This is a genomic window from Clostridium vitabionis (genome assembly GCF_015351765.1).
Taxonomy (GTDB): Bacteria; Bacillota; Clostridia; order Lachnospirales; family Lachnospiraceae; genus Clostridium_R; species Clostridium_R vitabionis.
Genome location: NZ_JADKQA010000001.1, coordinates 677,209 through 691,602, shown reverse-complemented (window position 1 = coordinate 691,602; position 14,394 = coordinate 677,209). Strand labels below are relative to the sequence as shown.

Genomic DNA, 14,394 nt, shown 5'->3' with positions numbered 1-14,394 from the left:
TTGCCGGAAAAGCGGAGCCCCGCACGAGAGCTCCGCATCAAATTATCCTGTATCTGTTGATTCCAGGGCCGGTCCGGACGCCTTCGGCCTTTTCAGCGACTGATCCCCGGCAGGCCCCGTCACCGCCCGGCTGCCGTTCCCGCTCCGCGGCTCGTAGGTGCCCTCCTCATCCATCTCCTCCGCCTCCGGCTTGCTGTTCTCAGAATATACCCGCAGCAGGCAGTCAAAATCGCAGGCAAGCCCCGGATCCTCGGTCCGGATATCCGCACGGACGGATGGCGTCACATAGTTGGCGAACATCTTCGCGAAGATCATCTCCGGAGTATCGCTGAAATAGGACGGCAGATCCTCGAGCCCGCCGTTGTCCTCGACATAGCGGTTGTACCCGGCCGCCACATCGCTGATGGTCACCGGAAGGCCGCCCGAGGGCGACACAGCGGTATTTTTCCCGCTGTTCTCGTCATTTTCCTGCGCATCGGCGATAAACTCGCCGAACGCCATAACCAGCGCGTCCGGGTCGGTGAATTTGATCTTCTTATAGACGGTGTCCGTCTTATACCGCACATAATAGATGCCGCGGTCCGTCATCGGCGCGGAGAAGTACTTCCGGTCCGAATAGCAGATCAGTTCCCAGCCCTCGTCGATAAACCGCTGCACCCAGTAGGGGGGAATCCTGGAAAATGCCTCCGTGATCCCGTTTTTCTCTTCTGTGCTGATGCTCCGCTTTCCCTGTACACGGATGTCATGGGAAGCGTCCCGGATCCCGTCCGCGTTGTAATAATTGATGCCCTGCCAGCCGGACGCGACAAGCTTACCGCTGGCAAAGAAGCTGTACATGGTGCCGTCCACCATCTGCCGCCCGCCGGAGATCATGCGCCCGGAGCTGTTGAAGTAATACCAGCTTCCGCCGGCCTTAAGCCAGCCGGTATGAAAGCATCCGCTCCGGTCCGCGTAGTACCACCGGTCCTTTGCCGAATCGTAGAGCCACCCGGTGGCCATCGTGCCGTCCTCGCGGAAATAGTAGGTGATGCCGTTCACCCTGCGTTTCTCGGTGACCATGTAGCCGTAGGAATCCATATAGTACCACTCACCGTGATAGCGGATCCAGGAATTTCTCGCGAGGCTCCCGTCCGCGAAGAAAAACCGCCATTCCCGGCCGACAAGCTCCCAGGCTCCCGAGGTCTCCGGGATCTCCGATGTCTGTGCACCTTCCGCAGCAGCATCCGCTGCCGTCTGCGCATTTCCCGAACCAGCATCCGCTGCCGTCTGCGCATTTCCCGAACCAGCGTCCGCTGCCGTCTGCGCATTTCCAGCCACCGCGGCTGTTCGTCCGGCGGGTATCTCCGCGGCATAGGCCGGAGCCGGACGGGCTGACGCCGGTGCTGCCAGACAGACAGCACAGAGAATACTCAGCACCGCTTTCTCCCTTCGGTTCATGGATCACACCCCCTTCCGCCGGCTGTGGCAATTTCTTCTGCTTTCCATTATAATCGAGATAGCGCCGCATTTGTCTTAAAAATCCTTTACAGCGGCAGAAAGGAACCCTTCCCCATGAAAATCGGCCGAAAAACCGCGACCGCCTGTGTCGCTGCCATCCTTCTCCTCTATGTGTCCGCCATCATCTTTGCGTTCATGGACAGCCCTATCGCCCGGGGGCTTCTCCTGACCGCCCTTTTCCTCACAGTCGTCATCCCCGCATTTCTCTACGGCCTTGTGATCCTGCTCCGTATGCGGAAGCGCCATCTGGAAAATGACCTCGAACACTTAAGCGGAACGGAAACCCGGGAGAAAGACGCAGAATGAGCAGGTCAGAAAACCTGCTCATCCCCCGAATCTAACTTTCGCAGCCGGCAAACCGGTTATTTCCGGTAGATAATCTCGTCACGGCCCGGACCGTTGGAAACCATCGTGATCGGGCACTCGATCAGCCGCTCAATCTCCTCGACATAAGCCCGGCACTCCTGCGGCAGATCCTCGTAATTCCGGATTCCGCGGATATCACATTTCCAGCCGGGAAGCGTCATATAGACCGGCTTTGCCTTCTCAAGCTTCCAGGTCACAGGGAAGTCCTTCGTGATCTCGCCGTCGATATCGTAGCCGATGCAGATGTGAAGCTCGTCAAGATAACCGAGAGCGTCGAGGATCGTCAGCGCCACTTCCGTCGCTCCCTGCCGCTGTACGCCATAGCGGGTAGCGACCGCGTCAAACCAGCCCACTCTTCTCGGGCGCCCTGTCTTCGCGCCGTACTCTCCCTTGTCGCCGCCGCGCTTTCTGAGCTCCTCAGCCTCATCCCCGAAAAGCTCGGTCACAAATGCCCCCGCGCCGACCGCGCTGGAGTAAGCCTTGACCACGCAGATGATGTCCTTGATCTCATAGGGCGGGATTCCCGCGCCGACCGCGCCGTAAGCCGCGAGCGTCGAGGAGGAGGTCACCATCGGGTAAATGCCGTGGTCCGGATCCTTCATCGTGCCAAGCTGGCCTTCCAGAAGGATCGTCTTATTGTCCTTGAGTGCCTGGTGGAGATAAGCCGCCGTGTCGCAGAGGTACGGCCGGATCATTTCCCGGTACTTGGCCAGCTCCGCCATCACCTCATCAACCGAAAGCTCCGGCTTGTGGTAGAGATACTTCAGCTCGATATTCTTCTTCAGGACGACGTTCGCAACGCGCTCCCGAAGCTCCTCCTCCGGCATGAACAGCTCGTTCACCTGGAAGCCGATTTTCGCATACTTGTCGGAGAAGAACGGAGCGATGCCGGACTTCGTCGAGCCGAAGGAATGGCCCGCGAGGCGCTCCTCCTCATACTTGTCGAAAAGCACATGATAGGGCATCAAAACCTGGGCACGGTCAGAAACCAGAATTCTCGGCTTCGGAACCCCCTGGGAAATGATGGTGTTCAGCTCGTCAAAAAATGCCTGGACATCCAGCGCCACGCCATTGCCGATGATGCAGGTTGTGTGGCCGTAAAAGATGCCGGACGGCAGCAGGTGAAGGGAAAATCTGCCGTAATTGTTGATGATGGTGTGACCGGCGTTGCTTCCGCCCTGGAAGCGGATGATAATATCCGACTTCTCGGCGAGCATATCGGTGATCTTGCCCTTGCCCTCATCGCCCCAGTTTGCGCCTACAATCGCTCTGACCATAATATTTTTTCCTCCTTGCCGCGGTAAGGCGGCCGTCACATGGTGTTCAGGGCCGGGTCCCGCGCTTCAAAGCCTCAGAGCCCGTCACCGTCCTGCGCTTTATCGGCGCAGAGCCGGGCCCCGCCCCGTGCCTCTCAGACCTCGATATCGACCTTGACGCCGAGATCCTCCCGGTTTCCGTCGAGGATCGGGCGGATGACTTCCGCAAGGAACTCCTCCACCTGCTGCGGCGCGCGGCCGGTGTATTTCCGCGGATCCATATTGGCCTTCAGCTGGTCCAGCGTCACATGGAAGGCAGGATCTGCGGCGATCAGCTCGAGGAGATTATTCTCCTTTCCGAATTCCTTCACGTTCCTCCCGGCGATCATGGAGAGCTCGCGGATCTTTTCGTGAAGCTCCTGGCGGTCGCCGCCGGCCTTCACGGAATCCATCATGATGTTCTCGGTCGCCATGAACGGAAGCTCAGCCATCAGGTGCTTCTCAATCACCTTCGGATAGACCACCAGGCCGTCCACGACGTTCAGGTAGAGGTCGAGGATGCCGTCGATGGCGAGAAAGCCCTCGGGGACGGAAAGCCGCTTGTTCGCGGAATCATCGAGCGTCCGCTCAAACCACTGGGTGGAAGCCACCAGCATCGGGTTCATCAGGTCGGACATCACATAATTGGAGAGGGACGCCATCCGCTCGCAGCGCATCGGGTTCCGCTTGTAGGCCATCGCCGAGGACCCGATCTGGGTCTTCTCAAAAGGTTCCTCAACCTCCTTCAGGTGCTGGAGAAGGCGGATATCGTTGGAGAACTTATGCGCGCTCTGCGCGATGCCGGCGAGAACCGCGATCACGCGGCTGTCATTTTTCCGGGAGTATGTCTGCCCGGAGACCGGATAGCAGCCCGGGAAGCCCATTTTGTCCGCGATCATCTGATCCAGCCGGCGGCACTTCTCGTGATCCCCGTTAAAGAGCTCAAGGAAGCTCGCCTGGGTTCCCGTGGTTCCCTTGGAGCCCAGGAGGCGCAGGGAGCCGAGCACGTAATCGAGATCGTCGAGATCGAGCTTAAGCTCCATCATCCAGAGGGTCGCCCGCTTGCCCACCGTGGTCGGCTGGGCCGGCTGGAAGTGCGTGAAGGCAAGTGTCGGAAGATCCTTGTATTTGTCCGCGAAGTTCGCGAGCTCGTTCAGGACGGAGATCAGCTTTTTGCGGACAAGCTTCAGGGCCTCCGTCATCAGGATGATGTCGGTATTGTCCCCGACATAGCAGCTGGTAGCCCCCAGGTGGATAATGCCCTTTGCCTTCGGGCACTGGAGGCCGTAGGCATAGACATGGGACATGACATCGTGGCGCACGATTTTCTCGCGGGCTTTCGCGTCGGCGAAATTGATGTCATCGGCATGCGCCTTCATCTCGTCGATCTGCTCCTCCGTGATGCCGAGGCCGAGCTCCTTCTCGGATTCCGCGAGGGCTATCCAGAGCTTCCTCCAGGTGCGGAATTTCTTCTCCGGGGAAAAGATGTACTGCATCTCCCGGCTCGCATAGCGCTCGGAGAGCGGGCTCACATATCTCGTGTAATCTTCTTCAGCCACTGCGGTTCCTCCTCTTTCTGCTTAACGCAATGTTTCCCGCGTGACGGTCAGCTCACCGCGGGACAGATTCACATGAATCCTCACGATATCCCTGCTGTTCTCCCCGGCAGGCTGCCAGAGAATCTCGTGATCCTCCGTGACTGCCGTGAGTTTTCCCCCGGCAGCAGCCAGCCCGGCCAGATAGACGGCAGAAAGCAGGGTGAGAAGAAGCAGGATCTTGCGCTCCCGCCCTGTCCGCGCGCGTCTCATGCGGCGCAGATATCTTCTGAGGCATTTTTCGTCCGCCCGGAGCAGGCCGCGCCGGGAGCGGAGATAGGATTCTTCCAGAGAATCAGCCAATCACATCCTCCATCGAATAGAGCCCAGGCTTCTTTCCTGCCAGGAATTTAGCCGCGGCGATAGCGCCCTTCCCGAAGATGGCACGGGAGTTTGCCGTGTGGGAAATCGTCACGATCTCATCCTCGCCGCAGAAGAACACGTCATGCTCACCGACGATGTTGCCTCCGCGGATCGCCTGGATCCCGATTTCCTTCGGATCCCGCTTCTCCCTGGTCTGGGAGCGGTCAAGCTTAACATGGTACTCGCCGCCCATGGCGTCATTGATCGAATCCGCGAGGGCGAGCGCTGTGCCGCTCGGCGCGTCGATCTTCCGGTGATGGTGCTTCTCCAGAATCTCGATGTCAAATCCTGCCGGGGCAAGTGTCCTTGCCGCGTCCTTCACCAGCTTGAGCAGAAGGTTTATCCCGAGGGACATATTTGCGGAGCGGAGAATCGCGATCTTCGCGGAGGCCTCCCTCATCTTCTGCAGCTGTTCCTCCGAGAGGCCGGTCGTGCAGAGCACAAGCGGAAGACCCTTCTCCGCACAGTCGGTGAGAAGCCCGTCAGCCGCCTTCGCGGTGGAAAAGTCGATGACCACATCCGCCTCCTCCGTGCAGGCTTTCACCGAGGAGAATACCGGATAAGGCAGCCGGTCATCCGCGCGCAGGTCAACGCCCGCGACGATCTTCATCCCGTCATCCTCCGCGGCGAGGCGGGCAATCACCTGTCCCATCGCGCCGCCGCAGCCATTCAGAATCACTCGAACCATTTCATTTTCCTCCTGTCACCGGAAACTACGGGGTGCTGTCAGCCGAGAAGCCCGTAATTTGTCATCTCCCTGCGGAGAAGTTCCCTGTGCTCCTCTGTCATCAGGACGAGCGGCTTGCGGTATCCGCCGACGTTCTTGCCCATCATGTTCAGGGCTTCCTTCACCGGAATCGGGTTTGTCTCGCAGAACAGGGCGTGAATCAGCGGGAGCGCGTCGAGCTGCATATCTCTCGCTTTTCTGACATCGCCGTCGAGGTACGCCTGGCACATATCGTGAACCTTCCGCGGCGCTACGTTCGAGAGCACGGAAATCACCCCGAGGCCGCCAAGGGACATGATCGGGATCACCTGGTCATCGTCGCCGGAATAAATGGCCACATCATCCCTGCCCAGAGCCGCCAGAGTAGCGATCGAGGAGATATTCCCGCTGGCCTCCTTCACGCCGACGATATTCTCGACATTTCTGCAAAGCCAGACGATGGTCTCGGGATTGATGGCCATCCCGGTGCGGCTGGGAATGTTATAGAGGATCGCCGGGATATGGATGGCATTCGCGATGTCGCTGAAATGCACCTTGAGCCCTTCCTGTGTCGTCTTGTTGTAGTACGGGGAAACCAGGAGAACGCCGTCGGCGCCGTCCTCCTCCGCCTGCCGGGACAGCTTGACCGCCGTCTCGGTGCAGTTGGAACCGGTGCCGGCAACCACCGGAATCCGGCCGTTCACCTTCTTCGCCGTATAGCGGATCACCGCGCTGTGCTCCTCCTCGGAGAGCGTCGCCGCCTCGCCGCTTGTCCCGGTGATGACAATACAGTCTGTGCCGCCGGCAATCTGCTCTTCCAGCAGCTCGCCGAGCTTATCAAAGTTGACCGATCCGTCCTCCCTGAACGGGGTGACAATCGCAACGCCTGCGCCCTTGAAAATAGCCATCTGAACTTAACCTCCTGTGATCAGCGGAATCCTCTCTCCGCCATTACTTGCGCTTTTCCGTGCTGACGACGGAATCCGCGATCATGAACAGTTTCTCCGGACATTTGATGCCGGTGAGAATGATATTGATGCCGGAATCCCGGCAGGAACTCAGATTATCCAGCGTTTCCGCGGGAACAAGGTCATGATCCAGAATCCCGAGAAATTCATCAAGGATCAGCAGGTCGCACTCGCCGGTACTGATGACCTTCTTCGCAAAAGCAACGCCGTTGCGGATATTGAGCTTTTCCTCCTCCTTCTCCTCTTCATCCAGCGCCTCATAGTAGGACGCGGATTTTTCAAAGCTGAAGACGCGGAGATCCGGCTCCATTTTCTTCAGCCAGGCCTTGGATTCCTCGGACTGGGAACCCTTGAGGAACTGGATGAAGACCACACGGCTCCCCGCCGAGGCTGCCCGGACGGCAGCGCCGAGGGCCATGTTGGTCTTTCCTGTCCCGTTGCCGCAGATTACCTGGATGGTGCCTTTTTCCATAGCTGCTTCCTCCATCGATCCCCGGGGGTATCCCTCGGGAACCCATCGGGTATTACGCGTTTGCGGCGCGCTCTTTATCCTTCTTGCTGATCATCGCCCTCTTCCGGAGAAGCGGGTCGAGAATCTTCTTTCGGATGCGGAGGCTCTTCGGCGTAACCTCAAGCAGCTCGTCGGTATCGATAAAGTCAAGGCACTGCTCAAGGCTCATGATCTTCGGCGGAGTGAGGCGGAGTGCCTCATCCGCGCTGGAGGAGCGGGTATTGGTCAGCTTCTTGGTCTTGCAGACATTGATTTCGATGTCCTCGGATTTGCCGCTCTGTCCGACAATCATGCCGGAATATACCTCGACGCCGGGGCCGATGAACAGCGTTCCCCTCTCCTGAGCGTTATAGAGGCCATAGGTGATCGATGTCCCCGCCTCATAGGCAATCAGGGATCCCTGCTTGCGGTACGCGATATCGCCCTTGTACGGCTGATAGCCGTCAAATGCGGTGTTCAGGATGCCATTTCCCTTGGTATCGGTCATAAATTCGCCGCGGTAGCCGATGAGGCCGCGGGAAGGAATCTCGAATTCAAGACGGGTAAAACCGCCGCCGATGGGGCTCATGCCCTGGAGCTCGCCCTTCCTGGTGGAAAGCTTCTGGATGACCGTCCCGCTGAACTCGTCCGGAACATCCACGTAAGCAATCTCCATCGGCTCAAGCTTCTGGTGGCGCTCATCATACTTGTACAGGACCTCCGCCTTGCTGACGGCGAATTCATAGCCCTCGCGGCGCATCTCCTCGATGAGGACGGACAGGTGCAGCTCGCCGCGGCCGGAAACCTTGAAGCAGTCCGGGGACAGCTCCTCGACCCTCAGGCTGACGTCCGTGTTCAGCTCACGGAACAGGCGCTCGCGCAGATGGCGGGAGGTGACGAACTGGCCCTCACGGCCGGCCATCGGGCTGTCGTTGACCATGAAATTCATGGCAATCGTCGGCTCGGAGATCTTCTGGAAGGGGATGGCAGCCGGATTCTCCGGAGAGCAGATCGTATCTCCGATGTGCAGGTCATCGATACCGGACAGGGCGACGATATCGCCGACGGTCGCCTCGTTGACCTCGACCCGCTTTAAGCCATTAAACGTATAGAGCTTGCCGATCCTCACCTTGCGCATCTTGTCCGGTTCATGGTGGTTCACAATGACGCAGTCCATGTTCACCTTAATGGAACCGTTCTCGATCTTGCCGATGCCGATCCGGCCGACGTATTCGTTATAGTCGATGGTGGAGATCAGCATCTGGGCGGCCGCGTCCGGATCGCCCTCCGGCGCCGGAATGTGCTCGAGGATCGCGTCAAACAGCGGCTTCATGTCTGTGCTCTCATCGTCAAGATCCTTTTTCGCGTATCCGCCCTTCGCGGAGGCAAAAACAAAAGGTGCCTCCAGCTGCTCATCCGAGGCATCAAGGTCCATGAACAGCTCGAGGACCTCGTCCACGACCTCCCGCGGCCTTGCGTCCGGACGGTCGATCTTATTGATGCAGACTACAGCGGGGAGGTCCAGGTCGAGAGCCTTGCGAAGGACGAATTTCGTCTGCGGCATCGGCCCCTCGTAGGCGTCAACCACCAGGACGACGCCGTCCACCATCTTCAGGACACGCTCAACCTCGCCGCCGAAATCCGCGTGTCCGGGGGTATCCACGATGTTGATCTTTACCCCGTTGTACATCACTGCTGTATTCTTGGAGAGAATGGTGATTCCGCGCTCACGCTCGATATCCCCGGAGTCCATGACACGGTCGACAACCTCCTGGTTCTCCCGGAATACGCCGCTCTGCCGCAGGAGCTGGTCAACCAGGCTGGTCTTGCCATGGTCGACGTGGGCAATAATCGCAACGTTTCTCACATCTTCGCGCTTCATCTTCATAACTTTACCAATCTCACTTTCCTTACGGGCGCCGTCTGGCGCCGGGTATCTATAAGCCTGAAATCAACAGCTACCTATTTTAGCATTATTGTGTCCATAGTTCAACAAAATTTCTCAGGCTGCCCTGCCGGGATTCCGAACCGTCCCCACAGTTATCCTGCCGGGAATACCACCGGTTTTCCGGCAGAAATGCCGAACCGGACAGTGGCCGGCTCTCCCGCCCGCACTCTCCCGCCGGTGAGATCCATGGCTTTCTTGAGAACCGATTCCGCCTGCTCTGCGGGAAGCAGGACCGTGAGGCTGACCTTCTCCCCGAAATCACTGCTCTCCGTCGCAATCTTCTCCTCCCTGAGAAGATACTGGATTTTCCCGAGATCGCCGTAATCCATGGTCAGGCTGATCCGCTCGCCGGAGATCAGGCTGACAGCCTCACAATTTTTGAGCCCCTCCTGGACAGCGGCGCTGTACGCCCTGACGAGCCCGCCGGTTCCCAGCAGGGTTCCGCCGAAATACCTGGTGACGACGGCGCAGACATTGTGAAGGCCGGCGCCGGTGAGCACATCCAGGATGGGCCGCCCGGCAGTTCCCGACGGCTCCCCGTCGTCAGAGCAGCGCGAAACCGCGTGGTCTTCCCCGACGAGATAGGCCGGACAGTGGTGGCGGGCATCCCAGTATTTCTTCCGGATTCCGGCGATAAACTGCTGCGCCTCCTCCTCCGAGGAGACGGGCGTGATATCGGCGATAAACCGGGACTTCTTTTCCGTTATCTCCCCCGTGCCGCCGCGGAGGAGGATCCTGTATTCTTCCATGTGATAACCTCTTTCATTTCCCCGCGCAGGCGGAGGACAGACCTCACTTAATTCTACCTGAAAGAACTGCGGCGCGCAACCTCGCGTTGTGCCGCCGATTCTTCTATGATATACTCGGATTACCGTTTCAAACCCACATCTCGGGAAAGAGAACGGCAGGAGGGGAAAATGAACCTAAGCGATCATTCCATCAAAGAACAGCTGGACCGGACTTCCCAGAACAGCCGGAGATTCCGCAGCCACGCCGCTATGCTGATCGTCACCTTCATCCTGTGCGCGGCTGTGATCGCCGGTGCCGCGGCCGCCGCGATGGGCTTCGGCATGTTCCGCGGGATCATCGCCAATACACCGCCTTTTCACGCCGAGGATGTGATCCCTACCGGATATTTTTCAACGGTGTACGACGCGGAAGGCAATATCACCGACCGCCTGGTCGGTTCTGACGCCAACCGCATCGAGGCGTCCTACGACGAGTTCCCGGCTGACCTGGTCAATGCCTTTGTGGCGATCGAGGATTCGCGGTTCTGGCAGCACAGCGGCATCGATTTCCGCGCGATCCTCCGGGCTGCTGCCGGCATCATCACGGACGATTACAGCGGCGGGGCAAGCACGATCACCCAGCAGCTCATCAAGAACACCGTATTCAACGGGGGGATGGAAAGTTCCACCGGTGCCCGCCTTGTCCGGAAAATCCAGGAGCAGTACCTTGCCCTCCAGCTGACCCACGATATGGACCGGAAGGACATCCTGGCCAACTACCTGAACACAATCAATCTGGGGAGTGACACGCTCGGCGTAAAAGCCGCGGCGCTCCGGTATTTCGGGAAAAATGTCTCCGACCTCACCCTCTCCGAGTGCGCGGTTCTCGCCGGCATCACCAAAAATCCTTCTTATTATAATCCGATAACCAATCCCGACAATAACCGCACCCGCCGGGAAACCATCCTCGCGGAGATGTACCGGCAGGGCTATATCACGGCCAGTGAGCGGGATGCGGCGCTCGAGGACAACGTCTACGACCGGATCCGGGACCAGAACACCGCCGTGGACACGGCAAAGCCTTATTCCTACTATACTGACGAGCTGATCGACCAGGTCGCCGCCGCGCTCAAGAAGAAATATGACTGCACCGACACACAGGCCTACAATATGATCTACAGCGGCGGGCTGAACATTTACACCCCGCAGGATCCGAAGATCCAGAAAATCGTCGATGAGGAGATCAGCAATCCCGAGAACTATGATGCGGCGCGGTACTCGGTCAGCTACCGCCTCTCTGTCCGCAGCGCCGCCGGGGAGACCTCGAACTATAACGAAAATCATCTCGCGGACTATCTCCGGTCTAACGGGCAGACTGGCTTTGACGGGCTTTTTGACAGCAAGGACGCCATCACCTCGGCCATCAGCGGATTTAAAGCATGGATTCTCAAGGATGGAGATTCCGTCATCTCCGAGACCCGGAATGACCTTCTGGAACCGCAGGCCTCCTTCGTCCTGATCGAGCAGTCCACCGGGTATGTCAAGGCGCTCTCCGGCGGCCGCGGCGAAAAGACCGCGAGCCGGACGCTGAACCGCGCCACCGATGTGCTCCGACAGCCGGGATCAACCTTCAAGATCCTCTCCGCCTTCGCCCCCGCCCTCGATACCTGCGGTGATACTCTCGCCTCTGTCTACTACGACTCTCCCTTCTCCGCCGACGGGAAAACGTTCAGCAACTGGTGGGGATCCGGCTACAAGGGCTGGCATACCATCCGGGAAGCCATCACGTACTCGATGAACATCATCGCGTTAAAATGCATGAACGACACGGTCACTCCCCAGCTCGGCGTCGAGTACTGCCGCCGGTTCGGCATCAGTACCATGACCGAGAATGATTACTACCTCTCCACCGCCCTCGGCGGCATTTACAAGGGCGTATCCAATCTCGAGCTGACCAATGCCTTCGCGGCGATTGCGAACGGGGGAAAATACACGGAGCCGGTCTTCTTCACGAAAATCACCGACCGCGACGGCAACGTGATCATCGACAGTCAGCCGGAAACCCACGAGGCGGTCAAATCCACTACCGCCTTCCTTCTGACCGACGCGATGCGCGATGCGATGAAGCCGAACACGCTGTTTGAGACAACGCCTTCCGTCCACTCGACCGGAACCGCGGCCGCATTCGACGGGATGTCCCTCGCCGGAAAGAGCGGCACAACCTCCGACAATAGAGACCTCTGGTTTGTCGGGTATTCTCCGTACTACACCGCGGGGATCTGGGGCGGATGCGACGGCAGCCAGAGCCTCCGGACGGACGCCGGGGACGCGGAAAACGGCGGAACCAGCTTTCATAAACGCATCTGGAAAAATATCATGCGGCGGGTTCATGAAGGCCTTCCTGACCCGGGGTTCGCCGTTCCGGAGGACATCGAGACCGCGCAGGTCTGCCGGAAATCGGGCAAGCTCCCGGTCGCCGGAGCCTGTGACTATGATCCGAGAGGATCGGCCATCTACACCGAATACTTTGCCAAGGGGACCGTTCCCGCCGAGGTCTGTGACACGCATGTCAATCTTACGGTATGCCGGGTTTCCGGACAGCAGCTCACGCCATCCTGCCCGCAGGACCTGGTTTATCTGGAAACCTTTCTGAAGCTTCCGGAGGGCGACACTTCGCCGACCGACGATTCCCTCTACGCGATCCCCGGCGACTGCACCGTTCACGGCGGCGGCTCGGCTCCCGAGGACGAAAGCGGAAGCTTTAGCTCAGGAAGCGGTTCCGGAGGAACCTCCGTCTACCGGGAAACCCATACCGGAAATCCGGCTCAGCCGGGAAACCAGGTTTTCCCCGGGAACAGCTCATCGAGCGCTGTCCGGCGCGCGGAAAATGAACAGAAATCCAAACCTTCCGGCCCGTCCCAGACCCACGGAAATACGGCGGTCGGTCCGGGAGCCCGGTAAGCCAAAGGCGGCAGGGGAATCCATTCTCATGAAAGGATTCTCCTGCCGCCTTCAAAGCACTTTTACCCCTGCGTTTCTGCCACCGCGGATGGATTTTCCGCCGCGGAGCTCTCCGCCGCCGCGGACGGATTTTCCGCCGCCTGCGCCGCCTCCGGGGAAATCGCCGACAGCTGTGTCCTTGCCGCCCCGGCCTGGCTGGAATCCGGATACTGGGTCACTACCTGGGTCAGCATCGCGACCGCCTGGTCCGTATTTCCCTGTGCCCGGTAAATCATGGCCATATAGTACATCACCTTCGGATTCTGCGGCTTCACGTTAAGACAGGTCTGATAGAGGGAAAGTGCCTGGTCATAATGGCCGGAGTTCCACTCCTCGTAAGCCTGGTTCTCGATCGTCTGATACCCCTTCGTCGCAATCTCCTGCCGCACCGAATTGGCAATATTCTTCACCGTCTCGTCGGTAAAGATCTCCGGGTTGAAATTCGCATAAATCATCGCCGCGCTGTTCATATCCCCGCTCCTGAGGTAATTCTCCAGCTGGACGAGGATCGTATACTGCGCCATAATGCTGCCGCTGTCGTTCTGCAGCGTGTTCAGCTGCTGCTCCGCGCTCTCCTTATCAGCCTTGTAAGAATCCATCTGGCTGTTCAGGCTGTCGATCTCCTCATTCTTCTGGTTCAGCTGCTCATTATAGCTGACCAGTTCCTGGTTGTGCGCTTCCGTATTCTGCTTGATCCGCGCGGGCATGATGAGGAAAAAGACCGCCGCCGCGCCGAGCAGGAGCCCTGCCGCGATATTGAGGATCGACTGCCAGCCGGTATTCTCCCGGTAGCTCGGCGGGATAATAACGTCGTCATCGGTCATCGTCCGGTGGGAAAATGCGTGGTGCATCCGCCGCCGTTCCGCCTCCTCAAGCCCGGTTTCCTGGCGGAGCGCGGCCAGATACCATTCTGCCTTCCGGCTTCCCCGGTCAATCTCGAGGACATTGTTCAGCACCTTTCCCGCCCGGTGCAGCTCGTGCCTCTCCAGAAGAAGCAGGCCGAGGAGCAGCTGCGCCTTGAGAAAATGCGGCTGCCGTTCGACCACCCCGTTCAGCTGTAGGACGGCGAGATCCGCGTTGCCGCTCTGCGCCTGGATCAAAGCCTCATTGAACTTCTGGATATCCTTGCCGACGGCATCAAGCCGCCGCTGGTTTTCCTGGATGAGGTCAATATAGCGGTGGGCGAGATTTGCCTCGGATTTGTCCAGGTTTGTGCTGATCACCCACTGGACGAGAGCCTCGGAGACCTCCCCCATCTCGTAGAAAATGAGCCCGAGGAGGTTCCGCGCCTGCGTGTGATATTTGTTCAGGTTCAGGCATTTCCGGAGGCTCTCCGCCGCGCCGGTGAGGTCGCGCTTCTTCGCCCGGAAAAGGCCGTCGTTATAAAAACTGTTGGAAATCGTTCGGATCTGCTTACTGTGTATCATCTTTCTTTTCC

The 14,394-nt window shown here is 58.8% G+C and carries 12 protein-coding genes; 2 read left to right on the top strand and 10 right to left on the bottom strand.

Features of this window, described 5'->3' with window-relative positions; all coding sequences use genetic code 11:
* Window positions 1-42 precede the first annotated feature (42 nt).
* Complete coding sequence (locus tag ISF27_RS02910; protein ID WP_194608933.1) at window positions 43-1,437, bottom strand: N-acetylmuramoyl-L-alanine amidase family protein; 1,395 nt, start codon at window positions 1,435-1,437, stop codon at window positions 43-45.
* Between the two features lie 114 nt (window positions 1,438-1,551).
* On the opposite strand from ISF27_RS02910, the gene ISF27_RS02905 reads away from it, so the two are divergent.
* A complete protein-coding gene (locus tag ISF27_RS02905; RefSeq protein WP_194608931.1) occupies window positions 1,552-1,803 on the top strand; it encodes a hypothetical protein in 252 nt (83 codons plus the stop codon).
* Window positions 1,804-1,859: 56 nt separating this feature from the next.
* Here the strand turns inward: ISF27_RS02905 and ISF27_RS02900 are convergent, their stop codons facing one another.
* The 8 genes from ISF27_RS02900 to ISF27_RS02865 form a co-directional block, all read right to left on the bottom strand.
* Window positions 1,860-3,140: an adenylosuccinate synthase gene (locus ISF27_RS02900; protein WP_194608929.1), complete on the bottom strand. Its 1,281-nt coding sequence runs from the start codon at window positions 3,138-3,140 to the stop codon at window positions 1,860-1,862.
* A 134-nt stretch (window positions 3,141-3,274) separates the two neighbouring features.
* Window positions 3,275-4,717, bottom strand: a complete 1,443-nt coding sequence (purB, locus tag ISF27_RS02895) for an adenylosuccinate lyase (protein ID WP_328701485.1) — start codon at window positions 4,715-4,717, stop codon at window positions 3,275-3,277.
* 21 nt (window positions 4,718-4,738) lie between these two features.
* Window positions 4,739-5,056: a hypothetical protein gene (locus ISF27_RS02890; RefSeq protein WP_194608927.1), complete on the bottom strand. Its 318-nt coding sequence runs from the start codon at window positions 5,054-5,056 to the stop codon at window positions 4,739-4,741.
* Window positions 5,049-5,804, bottom strand: coding sequence for a 4-hydroxy-tetrahydrodipicolinate reductase (gene dapB, locus ISF27_RS02885; protein ID WP_194608924.1), 756 nt, complete (start codon window positions 5,802-5,804; stop codon window positions 5,049-5,051). The genes ISF27_RS02890 and dapB overlap by 8 nt, the downstream gene beginning before the upstream one ends.
* Window positions 5,805-5,842: 38 nt before the next feature.
* Window positions 5,843-6,730, bottom strand: coding sequence for a 4-hydroxy-tetrahydrodipicolinate synthase (gene dapA, locus ISF27_RS02880; RefSeq protein ID WP_194608922.1), 888 nt, complete (start codon window positions 6,728-6,730; stop codon window positions 5,843-5,845).
* A gap of 43 nt (window positions 6,731-6,773) precedes the next feature.
* On the bottom strand, window positions 6,774-7,262 hold the full coding sequence (locus ISF27_RS02875; RefSeq protein WP_194608920.1) for a cob(I)yrinic acid a,c-diamide adenosyltransferase: 489 nt from the start codon (window positions 7,260-7,262) through the stop codon (window positions 6,774-6,776).
* A gap of 52 nt (window positions 7,263-7,314) precedes the next feature.
* The gene (gene typA, locus ISF27_RS02870; RefSeq protein WP_194608917.1) at window positions 7,315-9,168 is read right to left on the bottom strand and encodes a translational GTPase TypA; all 1,854 of its coding nucleotides are present in this window, start codon (window positions 9,166-9,168) and stop codon (window positions 7,315-7,317) included.
* A gap of 152 nt (window positions 9,169-9,320) precedes the next feature.
* On the bottom strand, window positions 9,321-9,977 hold the full coding sequence (locus tag ISF27_RS02865; protein WP_194608915.1) for a YigZ family protein: 657 nt from the start codon (window positions 9,975-9,977) through the stop codon (window positions 9,321-9,323).
* A gap of 168 nt (window positions 9,978-10,145) precedes the next feature.
* On the opposite strand from ISF27_RS02865, the gene ISF27_RS02860 reads away from it, so the two are divergent.
* Window positions 10,146-12,917: a transglycosylase domain-containing protein gene (locus ISF27_RS02860; protein WP_194608913.1), complete on the top strand. Its 2,772-nt coding sequence runs from the start codon at window positions 10,146-10,148 to the stop codon at window positions 12,915-12,917.
* A gap of 62 nt (window positions 12,918-12,979) precedes the next feature.
* Here the strand turns inward: ISF27_RS02860 and ISF27_RS02855 are convergent, their stop codons facing one another.
* Window positions 12,980-14,383, bottom strand: coding sequence for a tetratricopeptide repeat protein (locus ISF27_RS02855; RefSeq protein ID WP_194608911.1), 1,404 nt, complete (start codon window positions 14,381-14,383; stop codon window positions 12,980-12,982).
* Between the last annotated feature and the right edge of the window lie 11 nt (window positions 14,384-14,394).